The sequence below is a fragment of the Aeromonas sp. 604176 genome (assembly GCF_049170755.1).
In the GTDB taxonomy this organism is placed as follows: domain Bacteria; phylum Pseudomonadota; class Gammaproteobacteria; order Enterobacterales; family Aeromonadaceae; genus Aeromonas; species Aeromonas veronii_A.
Genome location: NZ_JAAKNE010000017.1, coordinates 19654 through 46308, shown reverse-complemented (window position 1 = coordinate 46308; position 26655 = coordinate 19654). Strand labels below are relative to the sequence as shown.

Genomic DNA, 26655 nt, shown 5'->3' with positions numbered 1-26655 from the left:
AGTACACTCCCACGCATCTTGCGGGGTCCTTATCACTATTCAGAGGTGCGCATCAGTATGGGAAAACGGTTCAGGGTCCATTCGGTCAGCAGTGCCATTGGCCGCGCCATGGTGTTGATCCTCTTCATGGCCAGCCTGATCGCGCTGGTCGCCATGGTCACCCTCTTCTACTCGGTACCCGATGCCAAGGCGATCAACCTCTCCGGTTCGCTGCGGATGCAGGCCTACCGGATGGCCTACGAAATCGAGCGGGGCGACAGCGTGCTGGGGCGCCTCTCCCAGTTTGAAGAGACCCTGCACGCCGAAGAGCTGCAGGAGACCCAGCGCTGGATCACTCCTGCCTCCCTGCGTCGCACCTATGGCGAGGTGCTCGGCCAGTGGCAGGTGATGCGCCAGCACATCGAGGATCGTACCCCCAGACGGTACACCGATAACACCGAGCAGTTTGTGGCGGCCATCGACAATTTCGTCAATCAGATGCAGTACCACGTGGAATTCAAGGTGCGGATGCTGGCGCTTGCGGAGGGGCTCGGCCTGCTGGCCATCATCACCATCGCCTGGTTCACGGTGCGCTTCACCCGTCAGCAGGTGGTCGCCCCCCTCAACCAGCTGGTCTACTGTGCCCGCCAGATCCAGCGGCAGGATTTCGATCTTAAGCTGCCCGCCCACGGCGAAAACGAACTGGGGGAGCTATCGCGCGCCTTCGTCACCATGGCCGATGAGCTGGGCAAACTCTATCGGGAGCTGGAAAACAAGGTGGAAGAGAAAACCGCCAAGCTGCAACAGGCCAACGACACCCTCTCGTTTCTCTACTCGACCGCCCAGAAGCTGCACGCCGCCCCGCTCAGTACCCGTACCCTCATCAAACTGCTGGACCGCGCCGCCGCCCACCAGCATATCGACCATATCCGGCTGACCCGCTTCGAACACAACGCCATGCCGGTCTACATCTCGGGACGCACCGGCTGGCCCGGCGATCTCGATGCGGTCGCCAGCTTTTATCTGCAGATGGATGAGCAGGAGTTCGGCCGCCTCGACATCATCAGCCAGCACCCCATCGATGAGCGGTTGATTAAAAACTTCACCATGCTGCTGGCTCAGGTGCTGCACAAAGACCAGACCCTGCTGCAACAGCAGCGACTGCTGCTGATGGAGGAGCGGGCGGTGATCGCCCGCGAGCTGCACGACTCGCTGGCGCAAGCCCTCTCCTATCTCAAGATCCAGTCCACCCTGCTCAAGCGCTCTTACGCCAAGGGGCAGCATGACAAGGCGCAGGAGGCGATGCAGCAGATCGACGAGGGGCTTAGCAATGCCTATACCCAGTTGCGCGAACTGCTCGGTACCTTCCGTCTCACCATTGGCGATGCCAATCTGGGGGAAGCGATCCGCGTCATGCTTGATCAACTGCAGCCTCAGACCCAGGCCGAAATCCGGTTCCATTACGGACTGGCCGACAACGACTTGGAGGCGGGCCAGCATATCCACATTTTGCAGTTGATCCGTGAGGCAGTGCTCAATGCCATCAAACATGCCAACGCGCAAGTGATTGATGTTAGCTGTGAGACCCTCGCCAGTGGTAACATTGAGGTTCAGATTTCAGATGACGGTGTCGGGATCGGACTCGCCAGCTCGGCGATCAACCATTACGGGTTGAGCATCATGAACGAGCGCGCCAGCAAACTGCACGGTCTGCTGACCATCAACGAGCAGCAACCACAAGGCACCTGCGTGCATCTGACCTTTCCCACCAGTCTAACGAGAGACGCCTGATGGACGAGATGAAATACACAGTTCTGGTCGTAGATGACCATCCCCTCATGCGCAAAGGGATTGTGCAGCTGCTGGCTCTGGAAGAGAACATGGAGGTGACCGGTGAAGCCTCCAACGGCACAGATGCCGTGGCGCTGGCCAAAGAGTCCGAGCCGGATCTGATCCTGCTCGATCTCAACATGAAGGGGCTCTCCGGCCTCGATACCCTCAAGGCGCTGCGCGCCGAGGAGATCACCTCCCGGGTAGTGATCCTCACCGTCTCCGATGCCCGTCAGGATGTGGTGGCTTTGCTCAAGGCCGGTGCCGACGGCTACCTGCTCAAGGATACCGAGCCTGATCTGCTGCTGGCCCAGCTGGCCGACGTGATGACCGGCAAGCAGATCCTGAGCGAACCGCTGCGCCCCTATCTCGAAAACATCTACGAGCTGGATCACCTGCAGCAGAAGCTGGAAAGCTTAACGCGTCGCGAAATGCAAATCCTGCGCGAAATTGCAAAAGGCCTCTCCAACAAACAGGTCGCCTCGGTACTCCATATCTCCGAGGGAACGGTCAAGGTTCACGTGAAGAGCCTGCTGAAGAAACTCGAGGCGCAAAGCCGCGTGGAAGCGGCTGTCATGTATCTGGAGCAGCGCAACTAAGCGCTCTCAACCGCCCGAAAAGCCACCCTCCGGTGGCTTTTTTCATTCTCTGGCACAGTCGCTGCATTGTCATATTCAGCAACTACTCAATGGAGGATGGAACATGAAACTACAACCTTTGGCACTGTTCCCCTTGCCTTCCCACATACTGCCGGGCGGCAAGCTTCCTCTGCGTCTGTTCGAGCCACGCCACCTGCAGATGCTCAAGGAGTCATTCATCAACGATCAGGGCTTTGGCATCGTGATGGAAGAGTCGACCACCTCGGGACAATCCGGCCGCATTCTGCCGGTGGGCACCCGGGTCAAGGTGACCGACTTCTATACCCTCAATGATGGCCTGCTGGGTGTGACGGTGTTGGGACTGGAGCGCTTCTGTATCCACGAGATGGAAACAGACGAGATGGGCCTGCGCCGGGCCAAGGTGGAGATGCTGCCCAACTGGCCGAGCACCCACTCCGATTTCAACGACAAGCTGCTGGTCAATCGCCTGCGGGAAGTATTCGAGCAGTATCCGGAGCTTGATGAGCTCTATCCGGACAAGCGCTTTGAAGATGCCGCCTGGCTCTGCCAACGCTGGCTCGAGATATTGCCGATGCCGATTTATGAAAAGCAGATGCTGATTGCCAAACAAAACAGCGAAGCGGCCCGTAAATTTCTGCATCGCCTGATTTCACAATGACAAAAACAGCATTGCAAAATGCAATTATTCCAACAATGAAAATGTGAAATTCGCATTTTGCGAGTGAGTAGGAACGCAAAACGCCATAACAAGAGAGAGCCGCTGCGCTAAACGGCCAAGATTGAACACAAAAGAGTCCCAAAAAAGTTGGCACAGATTTTTCATATAGATTGATACAACCCGATTTATCCCGTGCTCTCTTCAGTATTTGCTGAAGAACTGGTCAACCCACAAAGTTGACCATTTTTTTTATCCGCGCGTCGGCAACCGCTGACCAAAGTGACGCTGCAAACACTCTCTCAACCGTGACAAGGTGATGGGCTTGGCGAGAAAGTCATCCATCCCCTGCGCCAGACAGCAGGCCTTGTCCTCCGCCATCGCATTGGCCGTCAGGGCAACGATTGGCATAGTGCATCCCAACTCACGCAAGCGCCGGGTGGCTTCCAGTCCGTCCATCAGGGGCATCCGCATATCCATCAGGATCAGATCCGGGAGCTGCTCATCCACCTGCGCCAGAGCCTCCAGACCATTGGCTGCCAGCCGTACCTTGCCCACCAGTTTTTGCAGCATCAGCGACACCACCAACTGGTTCACCGGGCTGTCCTCCACCACCAGCACATCCAGTGGCAGCAGTGCCGAAGCCCCCTCCTCCCGCTGCGGCTGGCTATGGCAGGGTAGCGCCATGCCGGGCAGTTCGAACCAGAAACAGCTTCCCTTGCCCGGCTCGCTCTTCAGGTGGATCTCTCCCCCCATAAGCGTCACCAGACGCTTGCTGATGGCAAGACCGAGGCCGGTACCGGAAAAACGCCGGGTGGCCGAGTTGTCGACCTGGGAGAAGGGTTCAAACAGCAGCGCCTGATCAGCATCGGCGATCCCGATCCCGGTGTCGGAGACCGAGATCAGCAGCTTCTCATCCTGCCAACCCAGGTGCAGTGTCACCTGCCCCTGCTCGGTAAATTTGAGGGCGTTGTCCAGCAAATTGCCCATCACCTGTGACAAACGCATCGGATCCCCCTGCAACTCCCGGGGCACAGACTCATCGACCCGATAAACCAGCGCGATCCCCTTGGCGGTGGCACGGGTTTGCAGCGGCTCGACCAGGGATTGGCAAAGCTGGACGGGTTGCAGGGTCTCGCAGTGAAACACCAGGGTTTGCGACTCGATTTTCGAAAAATCGAGCACGTCGTCGATGATGGTTTGCAGCAACCTGGCCGAATGGGTGGCATGGTGCAGCAGGCTCTGTTGCTCCGGCGCCAGCTCGGCATGCTGCACCAGATCGAGCATCCCCAACACCGCATTCATGGGCGAGCGGATCTCGTGGGTCATCATGGCGAGAAACTGGGACTTGGCACGGTTGGCCGCTTCGGCCTCATCCCGTGCCCTCGCCAGCTCCTCTTCCCGGCGGATCTGGTTGCTGATATCCCGGGCAGTGCCGCGATAACCGATAAACAGGCCATCATGGTCAAAGCAGGGCTCAGCGCTCACCTCCATCCAGCAGGGGCCGTGTTGCAGCGCAACCTGCATCCGCACCCCTCGCACCGGCTGGCGCAGCGCCAAAAGCTGCAGGTATTTCTGGGCATCGCAGCTCTGCTTGTTGCAGACGTAGTCATAGAGGGTCGGCCGGGTCGCCTGCGGGGTCATCTCATCCAGATAACCCGGCTCTGAGGCGTAACTAAGGCGATGCTCGGCATCTGTCTCCCAGAACCAGTCTGAAGCCATGGCGGCGAAGCTGCGAAAACGGCGTTCACTGGCCTGCAGGGCCTGAGTTTTTAAATCGACCTGCTCCTGCAAGCGGGCCCGATAGGCAATGTTGACCAGCGCTTGTGAAATCAACGGACGGCAGCGCTGCATGGCCGCCTTGCTGGTCAGATCGAAGGAGCCGGCCAGCGAGTGCCGACAGAGGATAACGGCGGTAAAGCCGGGGGCCTGCAGCCCGGTCAGCATCAGGCTGGCCCAGCCCGGCTCGCTCGCCAGCGGTGCCAGCTCAGGCAACTGGAACGGGTCATAGATCACCAACGTCTCTCCGGCAATGGCACGAGCAAAGGCCGGGGTCATCAACCAGCTGCGACCGCACTGTTCCGGCTCGGTACTGAGGTGGGTGATGCCCTGTTCCCCACTCCAGGCCACCACATCCGCATGTTCAAATCCAATAAAGGGCTTGAGCACTTGAATGAGGCTCTCCAGCACCTGCTCCAGCGTTTTGGCATCAGCCAGTGTAGCCACCCCTTTCAGCAGGGTATGGGATTCATGACGATACTTGGCCTCGCGCTCACGACAGCGCATAAGATCGACCAGGGTCGCCTGCAGTTTGTCGCCAAGGGCTTCCAATTCACTGTTGCCAATCATCTTGTATCCTGCTCTGCTCAAGCGGTCAGAAAGATCACACTCGATACCATCAGGTTGCCGTGGGCCAGCTCGCCATTGGGCAGCCGCCCCTGCTCGCCGAAGGTAAAGGGGGTGATAAAAGGGATCTTGCCGAGGCGAGCCTGGCTCTGCTCGACAAATTGGCACAACATATCACCTAGCGCCAAACGACAACCAGCACAAAAGATGATGAGCGCGCCGATAGGCTGCAATTCCACGTCGACCCCATACCCTGGCTCGATACGCATGGCATTGAGGCTGCGCTGCAACAACCCTTCCTGACTGCTGTACATCAACAGCAGACGCTCCCCTTGCACCACATCGGTAAAGAGCCGCAGCCCGCCCTGTTCGGTCACAGCCTCGGGGTGGGAGAGTTTGTAGTAAGGAATGCCATCCAGCGCTCCCACCTGACGGGCCAGCGGGGTGAGCGTGGTCTCCCGCAAAATCGCCCCCACCGGCCAGGGCTGCTCGCGACCGCACCAGCGGGCATAGACCTCGGCAGCAGGCTGGTGATCGATGGTGAGTACCTCCCGCCCGTTGCAGCTGGTGATCTCACCACTGAATTCGGCAGGCACATAACCGGAGTGAAACTGAAAAGCCAGCTGGCAATCGGGATAGAGCACCGCTAGACCGATGCCATCCTGAGCCACCGCCTCATCCCAGCAGAGCTGCCAGTCACCGCTGACGCTGCTATCAGCCGCGGATCCACCGACCACCGGCACCGAGGCACCGAGTTCTGCCTCGATTCCGGCCAGCAGCCCCTCCTCCTTGCCGGGACTGGCATGAAACAGGATCAACTGGGGCAGCTCGCCCGGTCGACCACAGTCGCTCATGGCTCGGCGCAGCAACTGCCGCACATCCACCCCGTCACCGCTGGCACCGGCTACCCCGAATGCCCCTTTCTCATCGTACAGAGCAGCAACCGCCAGCCCATATCCGTCTCGGGCGTGGTGTCCCATCTCGGTCATGACACCACCGCAAGAGCTGCACCCAAGCAGGCGGGTCGTCGGGAACTGGCATTTGAGCGCGTCGCGCAGTATCGCCCCCTCATGGGCTTGGGTAAAATAGAGCAACAGCAGGGAGGGGGCCTGATCGGCATGGTGGCGCAGCTGCGCGCAGATATCTTGGGCCGCCAGCGATGAATTCTGGGCGAGGGAGTGAACGGTCAGAAATTTCAACACCATCTCCTTGTTTTATCGAATGGCAGCCTCAAGCAAAAATCATACCTTTATCAAACAATTATCTCGCTTCGCTTGCTAACATAGCGGTCAACTGAGACCAATGACAGGACGCCCATATGTGGCAAAAAAACATCAATGACTTCGATCGGGTCGTTGCCATCGGTGGTGGCCATGGCATGGGACGAGTGCTTTCGTCCCTCTCGTTTCTCGGTCAACGGCTCACCGGCATCGTCACCACCACAGATGATGGCGGCTCGACCGGACGCCTGCGCAAGAGTCAGGAGTGCATCGCCTGGGGCGATCTGCGCAACTGCCTGAACCAGCTGGTCACCGATCCCAGCATCGGCAGCCTGTTGTTCGAATACCGCTTTGCCGGCAAAGGCGAGCTGGCGGGCCACAACCTTGGCAACCTGATGCTGCTGGCGCTCGATAATCTCTGTGTCCGTCCTCTTGATGCTATCAAGCTGATCAGTGACATGCTCAAAATAGAGTCACAATTGCTACCCATGTCTGAATTTCCCACCGATCTCTGCGCCCATATGGAGTGTGGCACCCAGATCCTGGGAGAGGTATCCATCGATCAACTGGCAACACCACCCCTCTCCCTCGGCCTGATGCCGGAGGTGCAAGCGACCCGCGAAGCGGTGCTGGCATTGCAGCAGGCGGACATGATCATTCTGGGGCCGGGCAGTTTCCTCACCTCCATCATGCCGCCATTGCTGCTGGCCGAGATCGCCCAGGCCATCAACGAGAGCAGCGCCATGCTGGTTTTCGTCTGTAATCTGGTGGCGGAAAACGGCCCTGCCAGCCAGCTGGATCTGATGAGTCAGTGTCGCTGGCTGGAATCCCGGGTCGGTCAGGGTCGGCTGGATGCCATCCTGGCCCCACAGGGCTCGAGTGATGCGGGGGACTGGCAAGGGCGTGTGATCGAAGCCGAGCTGGGCGAGCTTGAGCTGCCCCATCGGCACGATCGATTGAAGCTTAAACTGGCGCTGGACCGGATCATCCAGCAACTGCTCAACCAGCGTTAGGCAACGGTCACTGCGCCCCGGCACCCCTGCATGGCGCCGTTACTGATAATCGGCAAGAAACGCGAGCACCTGGGGCAAGGAGGCCTCCAGCAGTTGCAACTGGCGCTCTGCCTCTGCCACATCGGCCTGCTTGCTGGCCATCTCAAGTGCCATCACCTGCTGATAACTCGGCATGGCGCCATAGCTGCCACAGGATGATTTCATGCTGTGCGCCACCCGAGCCAGCGCCTCCCACTCTCCCTGTTCATAGAGGGGTCTGAGCTGACTCAGCTGCTCGCCCACCTCTTCAATAAAGACTGCGATGACCACGGGCAGCATATCCGGACCGATATCCTCTGCCAGCTGCTGCAACACCTTGCGATCCACCCACTCCATGCGAGGCTCCTCCAGAACGGTATTCAAACAGACCATACTATAGATAGTTTTCGATGTCGTGGCTCACGACCAGGCAGTGATGAAGCACCCGATTGGATGGCTCAGGGAATAAAGTGGCAAAAAATGTGATCAGTATCGAAATAGCGATGCTCAAACGCCCGTCAAGACAACAACTTGATTGCCACAAATTAACAATTGATCAACACTCAATGCCGTCAGAGTGATGATGCTCAGCAACACCTCTCATCCCTTTTGCCTTTTATGGCTGCTGCGAAGAACCAGGGTAGGTATCTACCCTGGTATTTTTTTATCTTGCCCAAGCGCAACCCGATTGGTCGCCACCCGCTCCCCAAGCCGGAACAGATTGAATTCGCCGGGGGCCATCTTGATCCAGTTCTCATTGCCGGTCAGCGGCCGCGTCGTGACCAGCGTCACCACATCGTTGGGTGTGGTCTCGCTCTGGAAATCGATCACCACCTCTTCATCCAGCAAACTCGCCTCGCCAAAAGGCGCGCAGCGAGTCAGCCAGTGCAGGTTGTTGCTGCAGTAGCTCATCACATACTCCCCGTCCGAGAGCAGCATGTTGAACACCCCGAATGCTCTGAGCTCATCACACAAGGTGGCCATATAGCGAAACATGGCGGGAAAGTTTGCAGGACGCTTGGGGTACTTCTGCTCCAACCGGTCGAGCAGCCAGCAGAAGGCGTGTTCGCTGTCGGTATCCCCTACCGGACGGTGGCGACCGGTTGGCAGCTTCTTGTAACCGGTCAGCTGACCGTTGTGAGCGAAGGTCCAGTAACGGCCCCACAGCTCACGGGTAAAGGGGTGGGTATTTTCCAGCGACACGCAGCCACGGTTGGCCTGCCGAATGTGGCTGACCACGGCGCAGCTCTTGATGGGCAGCGCCTGTACCAGTCTGGCGATGGGAGATTGGGCGCTGGGCTCGGGATCCTTGAAGGTACGAAAGCCCTTCCCCTCGTAGAAGGTGATCCCCCAGCCATCCTTGTGGGGCCCGGTCTTGCCGCCGCGCAGCATCAACCCGGTAAAGCTGAAGCAGATATCGGTCGGCACATTGGCACTCATGCCGAGCAGTTCGCACATATCCGGCAGACTCCTTTCATGATTTGGCTTGTGTCATGTTCGACCAGCACGCTGGTTCGACAGACAACAGGAGAAGGCGCAATCCCTTCCCCTGTGACTGGCAACAACCGGCAGATGGCGAACCATGCTACCGGCGTTGCCCTTGTCTGGTGACGATGGCCTGATTACTTGGCCATCTCTTTTTCGACCAGCTGGATCAGGATGTGGATCACCTTGATGTGCACTTCCTGAATACGGTCGGCATAGCCAAAGTGCGGCACGCGGATCTCGACATCCGCCAGGCCTGCCATCTTGCCGCCATCCTTGCCGGTCAGGGCGATCACTTTCATCCCCTTGGCGCGGGCCGCCTCGATGGCTTTCAGGATATTGCCGGAGTTACCGCTGGTGGAGATGCCAAGCAGCACGTCGCCACGGCGGCCGACCGCTTCTACGTAGCGGGAGAAGACATAGTCATAGCCAAAGTCGTTGGAGACGCAGGAGAGGTGGCTCGGATCGGAGATGGCGATACCGGCATAACCCGGGCGGTTCTCGCGGTAACGACCGGTCAGCTCTTCGGCGAAGTGCATGGCGTCACAGTGGGAGCCACCGTTGCCACAAGAGAGCACCTTGCCCTCTTCTTTGAAAGAGTCAGCCAGCAGTTTGGCGGCCGCTTCGATGTTTTTCAGGTTCTGCTCATCAGCCAGGAAGGCCTGCAGCACGCTGGCAGCTTCGGTCAGTTCATTGCGGATCAATTCTTGGTACATGATGTCTCTTCCACTGTTTTTAGTGTGCGTGTAGATCGCGGCTATTCTCGCACAAGCGAATCGCACAGTCGCCCCCCTGCGAGCCACAGCGCTGCGGCGCGTGAGCGTTATAGGGATCACAGAGAGAAGGTAATGAAGATGTAAACAGCTTGATAACTTTGTGCGTATGAATTACAACAGGGGCCATATCCAACAGGTCAGACCTCTGGATGAGTTACACCACGTTGGCACATTTATACACGCAAGGAGCAAGCAATGACGACGACCCTCACTCTGCTCGGGGTGATCCTGGTTATCGGAGCCCTGGCCTATCGCCGGGCATCCCTGTTCATCTCCACCCTGGTCACCGGCGCCGCCCTGGTGCTTGGCACCATCTATGGTCATGTGCCCTTGCTGGTATGGGCGCTGTTCGCGGTGATCGCCATCCCGCTCAATCTGGTGGAATTTCGCCGCAATCAAATAACCAAGCCGCTGTTCAAGATCTACAAATCGATCATGCCGGAGATGTCCCGCACCGAGAAAGAGGCTATCGAAGCGGGCACCACCTGGTGGGAAGCCGATCTGTTCGCGGGCAACCCGGACTGGAAAAAGCTGCACGCCATTCCGGTCAGCACCCTCTCTGCCGAAGAGCAGGCCTTTATGGATGGCCCGGTCGAGGAAGTATGCCGCATGGTGAGCGACTGGGAAGTGACCCACGAGCGCGCGGACCTCTCCCCCGAGGTGTGGCAATACCTGAAGGACAACAAGTTCTTCGCCATGATCATCAAGAAGAAATACGGTGGTCTGGAGTTCTCGGCCTACGCCCAGTCCTGCGTCCTGCAAAAACTGTGCGGTGCCAGCGCCGTGCTCGCCTCCACCGTCGGCGTGCCCAACTCACTGGGCCCGGGCGAACTGCTGCAACACTATGGCACTGACGAGCAGAAGGATTACTACCTGCCCCGCCTGGCGGTAGGTAAAGAGATCCCCTGCTTCGCCCTGACCAGCCCGGAAGCGGGTTCTGATGCCGGCTCCATCCCCGACTTCGGTATCGTCTGCAAGGGCGAGTGGGAAGGCAAAGAGGTGCTCGGTATGCGCCTCACCTGGAACAAGCGCTATATCACGCTCGCCCCTATTGCTACCGTGCTGGGTCTCGCCTTCAAACTGCGTGACCCCGAGCACCTGCTGGGTGAAGAGGAAGAGCTCGGCATCACCTGCGCGCTGATCCCCACTCACATCAAGGGGGTCGGCATCGGCCGTCGCCACTTCCCGCTCAACGTGCCGTTCCAGAACGGTCCGACCCAGGGCAAGGATGTGTTCGTCCCGCTCGATTTCATCATTGGTGGCCCGGCCATGGCCGGTCAGGGCTGGCGCATGCTGGTCGAGTGTCTGTCGGTCGGTCGCGGCATCACCTTGCCCTCCAACAGCACAGGTGGCGTCAAGATGCTGGCCCTGGCGAGCGGCGCATATAGCCGCATCCGTCGCCAGTTCAAGCTGCCCATCGGCAAGATGGAAGGGATTGAAGAGCCGCTGGCCCGCATCGGTGGCAATGCCTACATCATGGGCGCTGCAGCCAACCTGACCGTGACCGGTATCGACCTTGGCGAGAAGCCCTCGGTCATCTCCGCCATCGTCAAATACCACCTCACCGACCGTGCCCAGAAGTGCATCATCGATGCCATGGACATCCACGGCGGCAAGGCCATCTGCATGGGCCCCAACAACTATCTGGCCCGTGGCTATCAGGGTGCCCCCATCGCCGTTACGGTGGAAGGAGCCAACATCCTGACCCGCAGCATGATCATCTACGGTCAGGGCGCTATCCGCTGCCACCCGTATGTACTGCCGGAGATGCTGGCCGCCAGCCATCCCGACAAGGAGCAGGCGCTGAAAGATTTCGACAAGGCAGTATTCAGCCACGTCGGCTTTGCCATCAGCAACCTGGTGCGCAGTTTCTGGCTCGGTATCACCGGCGCACGCTTTGCCGCTTCACCGTACAAGGATCAGACCAAGGGCTACTACCAGCAGCTCTCCCGCCTCTCGGCCAACCTGGCGTTCCTGTCAGACATGGCGATGGGCACCCTGGGTGGCGAGCTCAAGCGCAAGGAGCGGGTCTCCGCCCGTCTTGGCGACGTGCTGAGCCAGCTTTATCTGGCTTCCAGCGCCCTCAAGCGCTATCAGGATGAGGGACGCCAGCAGGCCGACCTGCCGCTGCTGCACTGGGCACTGCAAGATGCCATGTTCAAGGCACAAGAGGCGATCGACGAGCTGCTGCGCAACTTCCCGAACCGCTGGATTGGCCTTGCCCTGCGCGCCGTGGTGCTGCCGCTGGGTCGTGACCTGAACCGTCCGTGCGACAAGCTGGACCAACAGGTTGCCCGTCTGCTGCAAACCCCGAGCGAGACCCGCAGCCGCCTGGCCAAGGGCCAATACCTGACGCGCGAAGAGGGCAACCCCTTCGGCCTGCTGGAGCAGGCGCTCGATGACGTGCTGGCCGCCGAGCCGCTGTTCGAGAAAGTCTGCAAGAGCGATGGCATCAAGCGTCCCTTCATGGCGCTGGACAAGGTGGCCGACATCGGCCTGGCCGCTGGTGTGCTGACCCAGAGCGAAGCCGAGCTGCTGCGCCGCGCCGAGGTAAGTCGCCTGCGCACCATCAACGTCGATGATTTTGACCCCATCGATCTGGTGGCCAACAAGAAGCTGTTTGAAGCCTCCGCTTACCATCACGCGGCCTGATAACCAGCTATCGACAACGCCTCCCTTGTGGAGGCGTTTTTTATGGGCGCTCACCACTATTCACGGCCCGAACAGTCACCACTCGCACGCACAGCTCCCCCGACCAGCTGCGGGCCCCGTGTGGTCAGCCGGGAAAAAAGGCACAATAGCTGACAAATCGAATCACCAAGGAAGCCAAGATGACCCTTGAGCACCTGATCCTGTGGCGCCGCGACCTGCACCGCCTGCCGGAAGCCGCCTGGAAAGAGTTTCGCACCACCAGCCTGATTGCCCACCACCTGAGCGAGCTCGGTTATCGCATCGTGCTCGGCGACAAACTGCTGGCCAGCAATCTGATGATGGGCCGTGATGTGGATGTGGCGGCCGAGAAGGCTCGCGCCCGCCGTCAGGGGGCCCATCCCGACTGGCTGGAACGGATCGGCGATGTCACCGGGCTGATGGGGGAGCTGGATACCGGCCGCCCAGGCCCGACCCTGGCCTTTCGCTTCGACATCGATGCGGTGGAGGTGGAAGAGTCCGACGCCGAACAGCACCAGCCGCAGCAAGAGGGTTTTGCCTCCCACAACAAGGGGTGGATGCACGCCTGCGCTCACGATGGCCACACCGCCATCGGCATGGGGCTGGCCAGCCAGTTGATGGCGATGAAAGAGCAGCTGTGTGGTCGCATCAAGCTCTTCTTCCAGCCGGCCGAAGAGGGGTGCCGCGGTGGCAAGGCGCTGGCGGCCGGTGGTGCACTCGATGACGTGGATGCCCTGCTTTCGCTCCATATCGGTATTCACGCTGGCAGCGGCGAGCTGGTGATCAATCCCACCGAATTTCTCTGCTCCACCAAGTTCGACGTCCACTTTATGGGCACCGCCGCCCATGCAGGGCTCGAGCCCAATGCCGGCAGCAATGCGCTGGCCGCCGCCTGCATGGCCACCACCGCCATGCTAGGCATCCCCCGCCACCGCGACGGCATGACCCGCATCAACGTCGGCCAGCTTCACGCTGGCAGCGGCCGCAACGTCATCCCCGATCATGCCGAGCTACGCGGTGAGACCCGCGGCGCCGACAGCGCGCTCAACGACTACATGTTCAGTCAGGTACAGCGCATCGTCGAAGGTACCGCCCTAGCCCACGGCGTCACCTACCGCATCATCAAGCAGGGTGAGGCCATTGCGCTCGACAACAGCCCAGCGCTGCAGGCCGAGCTGGCGGCGCTGGCCCGCAAGCAAGGGCTCGCCACCATCCAGACTCGCCGCTTTGGCGCCAGCGAAGATGCCGGTTTTCTGATGGAGCGGGTGCAAAAGCAGGGGGGCGAAGCGGCTTACCTCATCCTGGGGGCCGATCTGGCGGCGCCGCACCATCACAACGAATTCGATTTCGATGAGCGGGTGATGCAAAGCGGGGTCGAGCTGCTGGCCGCCTGGGCACGCGCACGGCTGGGTGTGGCAGAAGCAGCCCTCTCTTGATATCCCCTCGGCCAGCTCACCGGCTAACGGGATCAAAAAAAGGCGCCTCGGCGCCTTTTTTCTGCAAGAAAAACCTGAGCGCTACTCGCGGAGTTTGCGATGCACATCGGGGCGACCACCGGTCACGCTATCGGCTCGCCCCTCCTCTTTGGCCTTCTCGGCCCGCTTTTTGCGCATCTCGCGGGGATCGGCGATGAGTGGACGGTAGATCTCGATGCGATCGCCGTCGTGCAGCGGCTCGCTCCCTTTCACCGGGCGGCTGTAGATACCGAACTTGTTGACCGACAAGTCAATCTCGGGGTGCTTTTGCACGATGCCGGACTGCTCGATGGCCGCCAGCACGCAAGTCTCGGGCGCCACCCGCAGAGCAATCACCGTCTGCTGCTGCGGCAAGGCATAGACAACCTCGATATTGAGCTGGTCAGACACCGTAGACCTCCTTCGCCCGGTTGGAGAAGGCGGAGACCATGGAGCTCACCAGATCGCGGAATACTTGACCAAATGCCACCTCGATAAGCTTGGAGGTAAACTCGAAATCGAGATCAAACTCCACCTTGCAGGCGTCGACATCGAGCGGGGTAAAGGTCCACCAGCCCGCCAGCTTGCGGAACGGGCCATCCACCAGCTCCATCCTGATCTGGCGGTTCACATCCAGCTGATTGCGGGTAGTAAAGGTCTTGGCAATCCCCGCCTTGGCCACATCGACCGACGCCATCATGTAGTCATCGCCAGCCTCGTGGACACGGCTGCCAACACAGCCGGGCAAAAACTGCGGATAGGCATCCACATCGTTAACCAACTTGAACATCTGTTCTGCACTGAACATCACCAGGGCACTGCGCGTAATTCGGGGCATGGCTTTTCCTCATCCAATCGGCGCGATTTTATCACCATGTTTGGGGTTGTGGAGGTAAAACCTCAGCCAAACCGCTCAGAAAGCCACCACTTGACCTGCTGCGCGTTTTACAGCCGCCCCTGCCTACGTATAATACGAGCCTCCTAGTCATTGCCGGAAATCGCCCGTCATGAGCAAAAAAAACAGTAAAAACAAAGCCGGGTCCAGCACCATTGCACTCAACAGAACCGCGCGCCACGAATACTTCATCGAAGAGAAGATCGAAGCGGGTCTGTCCCTGCAAGGGTGGGAAGTCAAATCCCTGCGGGCGGGCAAGGCCAACATCAGCGAAGCCTATGTCATCTTCCGCGATGGCGAGGCCTATCTGTTCGGCTCCAGCTTCCTGCCACTGCAAGCGGCCTCCAGCCACGTGGTATGTGACCCGACCCGCACCCGCAAACTGCTGCTGAGCCGTCGTGAACTCGACAAGCTCGAAAGCCTGATTGCCCGTCAGGGCTACACCATAGTTCCCCTCGCCCTCTACTGGAAACAGTGCTGGGTCAAGGTCGAGATCGGCCTGGTGAAGGGCAAGAAAGAGCACGACAAGCGCGAAGATACCAAGGCCCGCGAGTGGGATCGGGAAAAAGCCCGCATCATGAAGAACAAGCATCGCGGCTAACCTGCTACTGGCAGGATCAGGACGTCAGTTCACCTTCCCCCAGCGCAGCTGGCTCTTCAGGTTCAGCTGCGTACAATAAATCGGCAAACAGACTGGCTGCCAGAGGGAATGGGTATCAACGCCTTGCTATGACAGCATTTTTGCGTACAATCGCAATTAACAACTTGGGGCTGATTCTGGATTCGACAAGATTCACGAAACCCAAGGTGCATGCCGAGGTGCGGTAGGCCTCGTTAATAAACCGCAAAAAAATAGTCGCAAACGACGAAAACTACGCACTAGCAGCTTAATAACCTGCATAGAGCCCTTCTACCCTAGCTTGCCTGTGTCCTAGGGAATCGGAAGGTCATCCTTCACAGGATCGTGTGGAAGTCCTGCTCGGGGCGGAAGCATTAAAACCAATCGAGCTAGTCAATTCGTGGCGTGTCTCTCCGCAGCGGGTTGGCGAATGTAAAGAGTGACTAAGCATGTAGTGCCAAGGATGTAGTAATTTTGGACGGGGGTTCAAATCCCCCCAGCTCCACCAAACGTTTGGAAAGGGCCACCTCGCAAGAGGTGGCCCTTTTTTATCGAGTTTATCTAGGGTGAAAGCCTCAACGTCTCACAGAAAGCGCAGAGGAATATTCACACTGGGGGCTGTCACGTCCACAAACAGGTCAATACCACGCCACAACCTGGCATGCTCAAGGAGTGCTTGCTGATAGGCCCAAGTGGCGATGGCAGTAGAACGCTCGGCATCGACGCTCACCAGAGGGGCCAGCTCGTCCGTGAGGTACGCCCCGTGAGTCAGGATATTCTGCTCGTACCAAGCATCCCTGTGCTCGGGAGCGGCAAGAAAATCCCGTTTGCTCCGGTTACAGTGGGCGTGTGCCAGTACGAAGTTGTGGCCCAAATCGATTGGATAACGACGCCAGGGGATGAAATGGTCTACCTCACCACTCCCGTGTATCGCCTTGTTACAGTAAAAACAGGTTCCTCCCTGCAAGTCCCTCAATACCTCTCCTACTCGCCCCAGTGCCTGACGGCTTGAACCAAATAGAAAATTCTCCAACCCCACACTTGGGCCAATCAGTGGCTGATTACCCTTGATGTCGCAGATAAGCTGTAACCAATGCTGTCGGGAGAGGGAGACCACCAGATCGTAAAAGCGGTGGAGACAGTAGAGAATGCCGGGGTTAAGGCAGATATGATCCGCGCCCCTTTGATGAGGATAGAGGTGGCACTCCTCTCGCCCACCTAGGATCTGCAGACGCCACAAGGGTCCCTCAACAAGGATGCGCCGAACTCGGGCAAGAAGAGGCCGCCAGGCGTCGTGACGACGCAGTGCAGTTACCGAGCGGACCCCCTCTGCACGCAGCCGGGACAACTCCGTCAGCATGATGGCCTGACGACCGCTGCTCTGTTTGAGCAAGGTAGCCGTTTCTCCCGTCGCCGAGTAGGGCAGACTGTGCTGCCAATAAAGCTCCACAAACTTGGTGGCCAGTTCGTCCAGCGTAATAGTGCGCGCCGCGGTCAGATCATGGGTCTCGGTACTGCGTTCAATCGCGATATCTGCAATCCCGTGAAGCAAGGCGCACTTGTAAGTGGCCACAAAATCGCCTTCGGTAAAGATGCGTTGCAGATAGGCAATAAAAGCGAGTTGTTGCTCAGGGGAGGCGTGCATGTTCGCTCCCAAGGATCAGACTCTGCCAACTCAAGCCGCTACGCGCCAAGGCATCCTCCTGTGGTTCTGACACATGGAGCAGTGTCATCCCCTCCTCCAATGCAAGCCGCTCCACCTCATCGACAGCTACCGGATACATGGCTCGCTCCCGCATATCCTGCTCCGAGATAACCAAACGAAGACTCAATACCAGATAACCATCTGGTGAGAGCAGCTCATGAAGACGTGCCAGCGCCAAGGGACGAGACTCCGGGGGGAGATGCATCCAGACAGCACTGAGCAAAATCAGATCAAAAGTACCGGTCACGCGAGAGAGAGCCGGCATAGCGTCATTGACCCACGCAACTGCAGCCTCACAGGTATAACATTGACCTTGTAGAGCGAGTGCCTGACAGGGCTCGGCAGCGACCACAGTGTTGCCCTGATGGAGCCCGGCCAAAAACGCGGCATCCCGACCACTGCCAGCCCCTACATCGAGCAACCGGCGCGGCGCCGCCACGAGCCAAGGCTCCAGCAGAGTGAGCCAGTCGCAATGAACAGTGCGCGAAGATACCTGTTGGTAACGGGCCGCCAATTCGGTGGCGTGGCGCTGCTAGTAGTCGAGGGACACAGTGCGTTCCAATCGGAAAATAAAGGGAAATAGTCTCACAAGATCAGTGGGTTGACTATGACAAGGACGACACTTTACAGACATGAACGATTAAGGGGGCAGAGGCATTTACAAAAACGGGATGCCAGCCAAAAGAAGCGCGGCCAGAGGGCTCTGAATGATGCCACCGCTCAACATTTCGGGTAATATTTGTCCAACTCACTGATCTCTTGGCACTTATTATCGCCATGAGAGGTCAACGCCAGATGGAGATGGCTATTAATGAACTCGACTGATGTCGTGGCCCTGTTTGGGGATGACTCGTGCTATCGAAAGGCTGGTTCTCATGGCTCGCCACGATCAACGTAACCCCCATATTCCACTGATCGCCTCCCACTGCTACGTGCAGAGACCTAACGCAACGCAACCCGACCGGACAGACTACGCCGCTTCGCCATGATGGGTATGTCGCAACTGGTGTTGGGCTATGCCGGACGCAGTAGCGAGACTCATCCTATCCACCGCCTGCTCAGTCAGATAAAGGTTGGCGATGCCGTGCGTATCGCTCCCGATAAAAACAACAAGCTTCATGTGTATCACCAGAATCACGAAATAGCTCGCCTCTCCCTGCTCGGCGAAGAGACCTGGAAATTCGACATGAATAGCATCCGTGAAGCCCGAGTGATTGCTCTGGTGGAACGACGTAAAGAACAGGAGAAAGAAGAGTATCAACCCCAGATATGCATCGAGCGCTGGGAGATCCCAATCATTGAGTTGGAGTTGTAACATCAGGTCTCAGTACAGCAAAACGGTGACCAGCGGCAATTTTCATCAGATGGCCCATCCAGAGCCATATCTGTATTCATTTTGCCGATCGCAAGGTGCAGCCAGTTCGGCTATTTCCAATGTCGCTTGCCCTGCGCCACAAACCGAAACAAAAGTTGCATATTTTAGGATATCCCTCATCGTGCCATCATGAGTAATCTCCATATCACATACAGCTTACGGTTGCTTTAATGGCCATAAAAGTGCAGGAAATGCGATGTTTTAACTCAACATAGGTAGTCAAAGTCCAGAGCGTCCTCCACGGATATCACCACCATTAAAATCGTTTTCTTTTTAGGCAAAGAACCTGAGTTAAATCAAATAAAGTTGAATGCCGTCTTTGGTATGGTGAGAAGATACCAAGCGCTCCTCCCTGTCGCTTCCCCTGCTGGCTCCGCCAGATGCAGCATTTTCTGCGCCTTGAAAGCGAGTTTATGACGCCATGATCACCATCACCCTCGATGGGGCTCAGTTGACGGTTGACCCGACCAGAACCCTGCTCCAGATAGCCAAACAGCACCAGACTGATATCCCCTCCCTGTGCGGTGACAACACCAGCGGCCCCAAGACCCCCTGCGATCTCTGCGTGGTAGAGATTGCCGGTCTCGGCATCCGGCGCGCCTGCGAGACGCGCCCCAAGGCCGGGATGATGGTCACGACCCAAAGCGATGCCCTGCGCGCACACCGCCAGCAGGCGCTCGGCCGCATCCTTTCGGATCACTACGCCGATTGCGAAGCCCCCTGCCAGCGCGCCTGTCCGGCCGGGGTGGACATTCAATCCTATTTGCACCACATCGCCATGGGGGAGCACGAGGCGGCCATGGCCGTCATCAAGCAGACCCTGCCGATGCCCCTTTCCATTGGCCGGGTCTGCCCCGCTTTTTGTGAAGCGGAGTGCCGCCGCGCGCTGGTGGATGAGCCGCTGGCCATTCGTCAGCTCAAGCGCCATGCCGCCGATCTCGATCTGGCCGAGGTTGCTCCCTATCAACCGGCAAAGAAGCCCGCCAAGGGCAAGCGGGTGGCCATTATCGGCAGCGGCCCGGGCGGCCTCACCTGCGGTTACTATCTGGGTTACGAGGGGTTCGAGGTCGACCTGTTCGAGGCGATGCCCGAAGCGGGTGGCTGGCTGCGCTACGGGATCCCCGAATACCGGCTGCCCAAGGCGATCCTCGATCAGGAGATCGACCTGATGTGCCAAAGCGGCATGCGGGTCCACACCAGGCAACGACTGGGCCACCAGATCACCCTCTCGGCGCTGTGCCGCGACTATGATGCGGTCTGTCTGGCGGTTGGCGCTTCCAAGGCGGTGCCGATGGATTACCCGGGCAGCCCCCTGGCCGGCTGTTATCTCGGGGTCGATTACCTCAAGGATCGGATGCTGGCCAAGCGGCTCACCACCGGCAAGAAGGTTGCGGTGATCGGCGGCGGCAACACGGCCATCGACTGCGCCCGTACGGCTGTCAGGCTGGGAGCAGAAACCACCCTTATCTATCGCCGCACCCGCGCCGAGATGCCCGCCGAAGCCTACGAGATCGACGAGGCGGAGCACGAAGGGGTGCGCTTCATGATGCTCACCAATCCGGTGGAGAATCTGGCCGATGAGGGTGGTCGCGTCTGTCAGGTGCGTCTCGAGAAGATGGCCCTCGGCGAGCCGGACGCCTCCGGTCGCCGCCGCCCCGAGCCCACCGGCGAATTCCTCATCGAAGAGTTCGATACCGTGATTGCGGCAGTGTCGCAGCAGCCGGATCTGAGCTTTATGGAAGGGGAGCCCCTCACCCTCCCCTTCACTCGCTGGCAGACGCTGGAGTCCCACCCCGAGACCATGCACAGCGGCCACGGCAACCTGTTCGCCATCGGCGATCTGCGCCGCGGGCCCGCCACCGCCATCGAGGCGGTCGCCGATGGCCGCAAGGCGGCGCTGGCCATCGATCAGTTCCTCCACGGTGACATGATCGACCCGGTGCGGCCCTTCAACGCCTGCAAGGCTCCCACACTCAAGCAGGTCGATCCCGCCCAGTTTGCTCACCTGAAAAAAGTAGCCCGCACCATCATGCCCCATCTGGCAGAGAAGGATCGCGAGGGCAGCTTTGCCGAGGTGGAGCGCGGCCTCAGTGACCAGCATGCCCGCAGCGAGGCCAGCCGCTGCCTCGAGTGTGGCTGTCAGGCCAACACCAAGTGTGCACTGCGCGACTACGCCACCGAATACAAGGTCGATCAGAGCGCTCTCGATACCAGTCAATGCCAGAAGTTTGCAGTGGATAACAGCAGCGAATTTATCGTCTTTGATGCCAACCGCTGCATCGGCTGCGGCCAGTGCGTGCAGACCTGTGGTGAGCAGGCGGTACAGGGTGTGCTGCGCTTTGCCAAGAACAGCGATGGTACCCTCTCGAACCGGCCGCAGTTCGACACGGGACTCTCGATGGGCGACTCCCACTGCGTGCAGTGCGGCGCCTGCGTACAGGTCTGCCCCACCGGCGCCCTGGTGGATGCCCGCGACAAATCACAGGGGCGCACCGAACTGCTCACGCCGGTCAATACCATCTGCACCTACTGCGGGGTCGGCTGCGGCGTCACCCTCTATGTCGATGAGGCGCGCAACCGCATCCGCTATGTGGAGGGAAATCGCAACTCGCCGGTCAACCAGGGGCTGCTCTGCGTCAAGGGACGCTTCGGCTTTGACTTTATCCAGAGCGAGGAGCGCCTCACCACACCGCTTGTCCGCAAGGATGGCAAGCTGGTGCCCGCCAGCTGGCAGGAGGCCATCGCTCTGGTGGCCGAGCGCTTCACAGCCCTGCGCAAACGCTATGGCAGCGATGCACTGGCGGGTTTTTCGTCGGCCAAAACCACCAACGAAGAGAACTACCTGTTCCAGAAGTTCATGCGCCGGGAGCTGGGCACCAACAACGTGGATCACTGCGCGCGGCTCTGCCACGCCTCCACCGTCACCGGGCTGGAGGCGTCACTCGGCAGCGGCGCCATGACCAACGACATCCCGAGCATTGATCACTCGGATCTCATCTTCATCATCGGCTCCGACACCTCGGCGGCCCACCCCATCATCGGCTCCCATATCAAGCGGGCAGTCACCACGGGCAAGGCGCGGCTAGTGGTGGCCGATCCCAAGCGGATCGAGATGGCGGACCATGCCAGCCTCTATCTGGCTCACCGACCCGGCACCGACGTGATGCTGCTCAACGGCCTGATGCAGCAGATCATCCAGCACGACTGGCACGACAAGGCCTATATCGCCGCACGAGTAGAAGGGTTCGAAGCGCTGCAAGCGGAGGTGCTCTCCCCCGCCTATGCACCGGACAAGGTCGCCCTCGTCACCGGCGTACCGGCCGAGCAGGTGATCGAGCTCGCGCGCCTTATCGGCACCGCCGAACGCACCGCCATCTACTACTCTATGGGGATCACCCAGCACACTACCGGCCACGACAACGTGCGGGCCATCGCCAACCTGCAACTGCTGTGCGGCAACATCGGCATCGAAGGGGGTGGCATCAACCCGCTGCGGGGCCAATCCAACGTGCAGGGCGCCTGTGACATGGGGGCGCTGCCCAACTGCCTGCCCGGCTATCAGAAGGTGGCCAGCCCCGAGGTGCATGCCCGCTTCGTGGCAGCCTGGCAGCAGCCAGACTTGCCGCGCACGCCCGGCCTTACCCTCACCGAGACCATCGATGCCGCCTGCGCGGGCAGCATCAAGGGGCTCTATGTGATGGGTGAAAACCCGGTGCTGAGCGATCCGGATCAGCATCACGTCATCGAGGGGCTCAAGCAGCTGGAGTTTCTGGTGGTGCAGGATATCTTCCTCTCGGAAACTGCCCAGCTAGCCGATGTGGTGCTCCCCTCCTGCTCCTTTGCCGAGAAGAGCGGCCACTTCACCAATACCGAGCGGCGGGTACAGCGCATCTCCCCCGCCCTCAAGGCGCCGGGGGAAGCACGGGAGGATTGGTGGATCATCCAGCAGATTGCCAATGCAATGGGCGGCGACTGGCGCTATCAACACCCGCAGGAGATCACCGCCGAGATCTGCCAAGTCACCCCGCAATACGCCGGCATCCAGTGGGACAAGGTGGGAGCACAAGGGCTACAGTGGCCCTGCAACGACGCGGCGCCCGAAGGCACTCGCCTGCTCCACGGCAAGCAGTTCACCCGTGGCAAGGGGGAGATGGTCGCGACCCCGTTCCGCTATGCCGCCGAACTGCCCGATGAGACCTATCCCATCGTGCTCACCACCGGCCGCCTGCTGGAGCAGTTCCACACCGGCACCATGACCCGCAAGACCAAGGGGCTCGACAAGCTGGCTGGGCCACGGGTGATGATGAGCGTGGTGGATGCGCAGCGGTTGGGGATCAGCAACAGCGAGCGGGTGAAGGTCGCCAGCCGCCGCGGCCATATCGAACTGCCCGCCTTCGTCACCAAGCGGATGCAACCGGGCGTGGTCTTTATCCCGTTCCACTTTGCCGAAGCCCCGGCCAACCGGCTCACCATCAATGCCACCGACCCCCACGCCAAAATCCCCGAGTTCAAGGTCGCAGCGGTGCGCATCGACAAGGTAAAGTGCCACCTGTCCTCAGCAGACAAACATGAGATGGAGACCATCTGACCGGAATAAACTACGCAATCAGCTGGATAAATCACAATAAAAAGAGCCACCCAAAGGGTGGCTCTCTACATAAATCAAGATCCATTTACACTCACATAACTAATTGTTCCTAGTGCATACTCCATAATCCAAATATGCCAAGGAACTACTTGGTGAGAGCATCGACGGTTGCACCACCACTCTTATCATCACTTCGATAGCTGTCAATATAGGTACTATTATCACGCTCAAGTGCAAAATGGTAAGTGCTTCCGCTTAACGACTCAAGATTAACAGTCACAGTATCACCTTTAACACTAATTCGTCCTTCCGGATCAACTTTAACATTAAAGTTAGCATCTGTGATTAATTCAACTTGTGTTAATGTTCTTGTTGGATCACTAAGGCTTAGTGTCAATGTATCAAAGTCTTTATTTAATATAATAGATACTGGAGATGATATTTTAATACCTCCAACAGAAACCTCATCATTACCCCACAAATTGGCTAATATGTTTTCCCGATTGGTATCCTCTACAATATGTGCTTTATTATCTGAGCGAGTCACTCTAATATCTGGATTATTGGCATACTCATTTAACTCATGGCTATTGACTCCATTTAAAATAACATACTGGTAGCCAGACACATGCTCGTCCTGTGGAATAAATGACGCTAACGTATACCCATTGACCGCTTTTTTTGTTGTACCTATATCCGACCAATTAGCAGAGACGCGTTTTTTCTCCATTACAATGTCTGTCCCTTTCGGGAACCAATAACCTACATTAGCCCCATGAACATTCCCTTCAACAAGAAATGAAGTTACATTGTTATACTCTTCCTTTACATCAGGCGAAATAGAAACACCATTTACCTCTACTTTATTAGTTCCATTTGCATTTAATTTCCTACTGTCAATTATCGTTCCCATCTCGACATTCTCATTGCTGCGAATATCTGAGCCAACAGCTATAATTTTGTTATTAAGAACAAACCAAGACTTCAATGCACTGATACTATCATTATGATTATGGAAGTCAGCACCAATAGCAGCTAATGTTTTGTATGCAGCACCACCAACTCTCTGCATATTAACCTGCTTGTTTTTACCAACTCTCGATGCGACTTTATTATTATTTGTGCAATCACCCAACGATTCGGTTAAATCAATGGTAGTACCAGAAACCCGGTATGGGTTAATCAAAGGCCAATAGTCAGTATATTGCAGAAGATCTGCATTATATAGATAGGTCGCACCATCACCAGTAAACCAACCTTTTCTATTCTCATTATTCATACACTCAAAATTTCCGACTCTGGCAGAATGCAATGCCAGGGCAAAAGTATAACCGTTTCCTTGATAAACAAATCGGTCCATGTCTGGAAAATAAGATGCCTGAGGAGATTGAACTACAGGATGTATGCTTGTATCTTCAATTAATTTTTTTGCTTTATTATAAATAACGAAATCTTGCTGCCCTTGCAAAAAACCCTTTGTATTATCTGAAATGATTTGCCCTTTTATAAATTCTGATATTTTATTTCTATCATTTATGGTTGCTGCATCAATGAATCTAAACATAGATGCCAAAACTGCATGACCTTCTACATGATTTTGCCGCTCACCTCTGGCAATAGCTCGACCATTTTGCATATCCAGCATTTGTCCAGAATACATAAAAGGGAAAAAACTTTTATACAGAATATTATACACTCTTAATAGCTTTGGATCGTCTGCAGGCCATTTTGAATTAGCCATTAGATTCATCACCTTACCAACACCTTCAAGTAAAACATTACCATAAGTACCAGTGTATGGAATATCACCATGCTGGATAAAGGATCCATCATGATAAAATCCATCATCCGTTGTTACAGGATCCAGAACTTGAGGTAATACATTTAGTGCGTTTTTAATCTCGTCTTCTCTTTCCGAAATTATTCCACGCACAAGTACAATTTGTACCATATCAGTACGGTTGCCACCTGTAGCTTCACGATTAACAGGATTGCTGGAAGCGCTAGCCCCTTCACTAACACCATTCCGGTCTGGCAATGGCGAAAAATATCTACTGGCCTCTGTATAATTTTTAATTTGTTCAGATGTAAGATCAGGATAAATCAAGGTCAATATATCATTTGTCGTTTTTGGTATACCAATCTCCCAATCCCACCAGTTGCCATATTCCAACGCTCCAACTTTATAGTGTTCCTTAACCAAATAATCCAAGGAACTGATAATGCTTGATAGCAAAATACTATTTCCTTGTAATTCACCTGGGAAGTGATATGCCTTTGCCATAGTGAGCAATCTGAGCATTGATGCTCTAATATTCGGGCCAACAACCTTGCCACCATTAGCATAATCGAATGGAAGATCGCTCCAAAGCGAATTCCTAGTATCAGTTACAATCAAGGAATTGAGGTACTTTACCGCATCCTGATTAATTTTATTGATCATGCCAAGTTGATAGCTATCATACTCTTGACCTGACACACCAATAATGGCCTCAGTCCATTTATCAGCCAAAACCTTATAATCCGGTGCCAACTCATGAGCTGCGGTTAGATTACTCATAAAAAATGTAAGCAGTGCAATTTTTTTTATAGAACCCATCATCTTACTCCTTTCAATTAAAAATAAAGCTGAAGAAATTAACCACCAGCTTTATTTATGCATATTAATCACCTTACCATGTATATTTTATACCAATACGATAGCGAGTTTGCCGGTTATCTGAATAACGATCTTCTCTAAGATTGCCAACCTCAAAAAATGGTTTCCAATTTTTATCTATTGCATAACTAACTTTAATATTATGCTGAGTATCATACTCCTTCCCATTAAATTCTGGCATTGCACCACTCGCCATTTGCTTAAACAAATCGAGCTGATATTCAAAGTCAAAATCATTATATTTATAACCAACCCATGCATCAAATTCTTGTATTTTAGAACGATACCCATAATTTGTGACTGGATTTATCGTTTCATAATCCCAAAACTTCCATTTATAACGACCTTGAACTCTAAAACCATTATCGAAGCTATAATTCAACCTTACAAATGGAATATGAACAGCACCATTTGATGATACATCGAATGAAGAGCCAACCAAGCCCGTCAAATTTTTATTTAAGGCTTTATAATAAAATGCACATAACTCAGAGCCGTCAAGATATGTAGAATCAAAAACTTGGGATGGATTACTGTTACCATATCGAGCATCAAGCTCAAATCCTATATTTTTCCCCGTATCAACATAAACCTTAAACCTATCGTCATGTTTTTTCGAGCCATCAGCATAACCATGACGATATTCCACCGTTGTCTTATAATCATTTGCCCATGCCTGACTAATCGAAAGAGAAAGCAAAGCAATAGGTAAAAATTTGACATAGCCTTTCATTTAAATAACTCCTGT

General features: G+C 56.5%; 20 protein-coding genes and 1 other RNA gene. 10 read left to right on the top strand and 11 right to left on the bottom strand.

Annotated features, from left to right (window positions below; all coding sequences use genetic code 11):
- The first annotated feature begins 57 nt into the window (after window positions 1-57).
- The 3 genes from narQ to G5358_RS05065 all read left to right on the top strand — a co-directional run bounded on the left by narQ (window position 58) and on the right by G5358_RS05065 (window position 3087).
- A complete protein-coding gene (narQ, locus tag G5358_RS05075) occupies window positions 58-1770 on the top strand; it encodes a nitrate/nitrite two-component system sensor histidine kinase NarQ (protein WP_201937096.1) in 1713 nt (570 codons plus the stop codon).
- A complete protein-coding gene (narL, locus tag G5358_RS05070; protein WP_005334471.1) occupies window positions 1770-2408 on the top strand; it encodes a two-component system response regulator NarL in 639 nt (212 codons plus the stop codon). Before narQ ends, narL begins: the two co-directional genes overlap by 1 nt.
- Window positions 2409-2511: 103 nt before the next feature.
- Window positions 2512-3087 carry an LON peptidase substrate-binding domain-containing protein gene (locus G5358_RS05065; RefSeq protein WP_005334473.1) on the top strand — a complete coding sequence of 192 codons (576 nt, stop codon included), beginning with the start codon at window positions 2512-2514 and terminating at the stop codon, window positions 3085-3087.
- A 249-nt stretch (window positions 3088-3336) separates the two neighbouring features.
- Here the strand turns inward: G5358_RS05065 and G5358_RS05060 are convergent, their stop codons facing one another.
- The gene (locus G5358_RS05060) at window positions 3337-5433 is read right to left on the bottom strand and encodes an ATP-binding protein (RefSeq protein ID WP_421323738.1); all 2097 of its coding nucleotides are present in this window, start codon (window positions 5431-5433) and stop codon (window positions 3337-3339) included.
- Between the two features lie 17 nt (window positions 5434-5450).
- Window positions 5451-6635: an FIST signal transduction protein gene (locus tag G5358_RS05055; protein ID WP_421323737.1), complete on the bottom strand. Its 1185-nt coding sequence runs from the start codon at window positions 6633-6635 to the stop codon at window positions 5451-5453.
- 113 nt (window positions 6636-6748) lie between these two features.
- On the opposite strand from G5358_RS05055, the gene G5358_RS05050 reads away from it, so the two are divergent.
- Window positions 6749-7663 carry a gluconeogenesis factor YvcK family protein gene (locus G5358_RS05050; protein WP_421323736.1) on the top strand — a complete coding sequence of 305 codons (915 nt, stop codon included), beginning with the start codon at window positions 6749-6751 and terminating at the stop codon, window positions 7661-7663.
- Between the two features lie 39 nt (window positions 7664-7702).
- Here G5358_RS05050 and G5358_RS05045 read toward each other — a convergent pair whose 3' ends face one another.
- From G5358_RS05045 to lpcA, 3 genes are all read right to left on the bottom strand, one after another.
- Window positions 7703-8038: an Hpt domain-containing protein gene (locus G5358_RS05045; RefSeq protein WP_005353511.1), complete on the bottom strand. Its 336-nt coding sequence runs from the start codon at window positions 8036-8038 to the stop codon at window positions 7703-7705.
- Window positions 8039-8329: 291 nt separating this feature from the next.
- A complete protein-coding gene (locus G5358_RS05040; protein WP_421172031.1) occupies window positions 8330-9139 on the bottom strand; it encodes a class II glutamine amidotransferase in 810 nt (269 codons plus the stop codon).
- A gap of 164 nt (window positions 9140-9303) precedes the next feature.
- On the bottom strand, window positions 9304-9882 hold the full coding sequence (lpcA, locus tag G5358_RS05035) for a D-sedoheptulose 7-phosphate isomerase (protein ID WP_005334485.1): 579 nt from the start codon (window positions 9880-9882) through the stop codon (window positions 9304-9306).
- A 255-nt stretch (window positions 9883-10137) separates the two neighbouring features.
- Between lpcA and fadE the strand changes: the two genes are divergently transcribed.
- Entirely contained in the window at window positions 10138-12594 is a 2457-nt protein-coding gene (gene fadE, locus G5358_RS05030; protein WP_100653333.1) for an acyl-CoA dehydrogenase FadE, read from the top strand.
- 179 nt (window positions 12595-12773) lie between these two features.
- Entirely contained in the window at window positions 12774-14048 is a 1275-nt protein-coding gene (locus G5358_RS05025) for an amidohydrolase (protein ID WP_139442465.1), read from the top strand.
- A gap of 81 nt (window positions 14049-14129) precedes the next feature.
- Here the strand turns inward: G5358_RS05025 and G5358_RS05020 are convergent, their stop codons facing one another.
- Both G5358_RS05020 and G5358_RS05015 read right to left on the bottom strand, forming a co-directional pair.
- Complete coding sequence (locus G5358_RS05020) at window positions 14130-14477, bottom strand: RnfH family protein (protein WP_058059898.1); 348 nt, start codon at window positions 14475-14477, stop codon at window positions 14130-14132.
- On the bottom strand, window positions 14470-14904 hold the full coding sequence (locus tag G5358_RS05015; protein ID WP_005334496.1) for an SRPBCC family protein: 435 nt from the start codon (window positions 14902-14904) through the stop codon (window positions 14470-14472). The genes G5358_RS05020 and G5358_RS05015 overlap by 8 nt, the downstream gene beginning before the upstream one ends.
- A gap of 169 nt (window positions 14905-15073) precedes the next feature.
- Here G5358_RS05015 and smpB point away from each other — a divergent pair, with 169 nt between their 5' ends.
- Together smpB and ssrA are read left to right on the top strand one after the other, a co-directional pair.
- Window positions 15074-15562, top strand: a complete 489-nt coding sequence (gene smpB, locus G5358_RS05010) for an SsrA-binding protein SmpB (RefSeq protein ID WP_005334498.1) — start codon at window positions 15074-15076, stop codon at window positions 15560-15562.
- 166 nt (window positions 15563-15728) lie between these two features.
- Window positions 15729-16088, top strand: a transfer-messenger RNA (tmRNA) gene (gene ssrA, locus G5358_RS05005).
- A 75-nt stretch (window positions 16089-16163) separates the two neighbouring features.
- On the opposite strand, the gene G5358_RS05000 is transcribed toward ssrA, so the two are convergent.
- Entirely contained in the window at window positions 16164-17225 is a 1062-nt protein-coding gene (locus G5358_RS05000; RefSeq protein ID WP_421323735.1) for an HNH endonuclease, read from the bottom strand.
- A complete protein-coding gene (locus tag G5358_RS04995; protein ID WP_421323734.1) occupies window positions 17209-17799 on the bottom strand; it encodes a class I SAM-dependent methyltransferase in 591 nt (196 codons plus the stop codon). The genes G5358_RS05000 and G5358_RS04995 overlap by 17 nt, the downstream gene beginning before the upstream one ends.
- Window positions 17800-18279: 480 nt before the next feature.
- Between G5358_RS04995 and G5358_RS04990 the strand changes: the two genes are divergently transcribed.
- A complete protein-coding gene (locus tag G5358_RS04990) occupies window positions 18280-18600 on the top strand; it encodes a hypothetical protein (protein ID WP_421323733.1) in 321 nt (106 codons plus the stop codon).
- Between the two features lie 481 nt (window positions 18601-19081).
- A complete protein-coding gene (gene fdhF, locus G5358_RS04985) occupies window positions 19082-23248 on the top strand; it encodes a formate dehydrogenase subunit alpha (protein ID WP_421323732.1) in 4167 nt (1388 codons plus the stop codon).
- Window positions 23249-23393: 145 nt separating this feature from the next.
- Here fdhF and G5358_RS04980 read toward each other — a convergent pair whose 3' ends face one another.
- Complete coding sequence (locus G5358_RS04980) at window positions 23394-25850, bottom strand: polysaccharide lyase 8 family protein (protein ID WP_421249117.1); 2457 nt, start codon at window positions 25848-25850, stop codon at window positions 23394-23396.
- 70 nt (window positions 25851-25920) lie between these two features.
- On the bottom strand, window positions 25921-26640 hold the full coding sequence (locus G5358_RS04975) for an oligogalacturonate-specific porin KdgM family protein (protein WP_101150273.1): 720 nt from the start codon (window positions 26638-26640) through the stop codon (window positions 25921-25923).
- Between the last annotated feature and the right edge of the window lie 15 nt (window positions 26641-26655).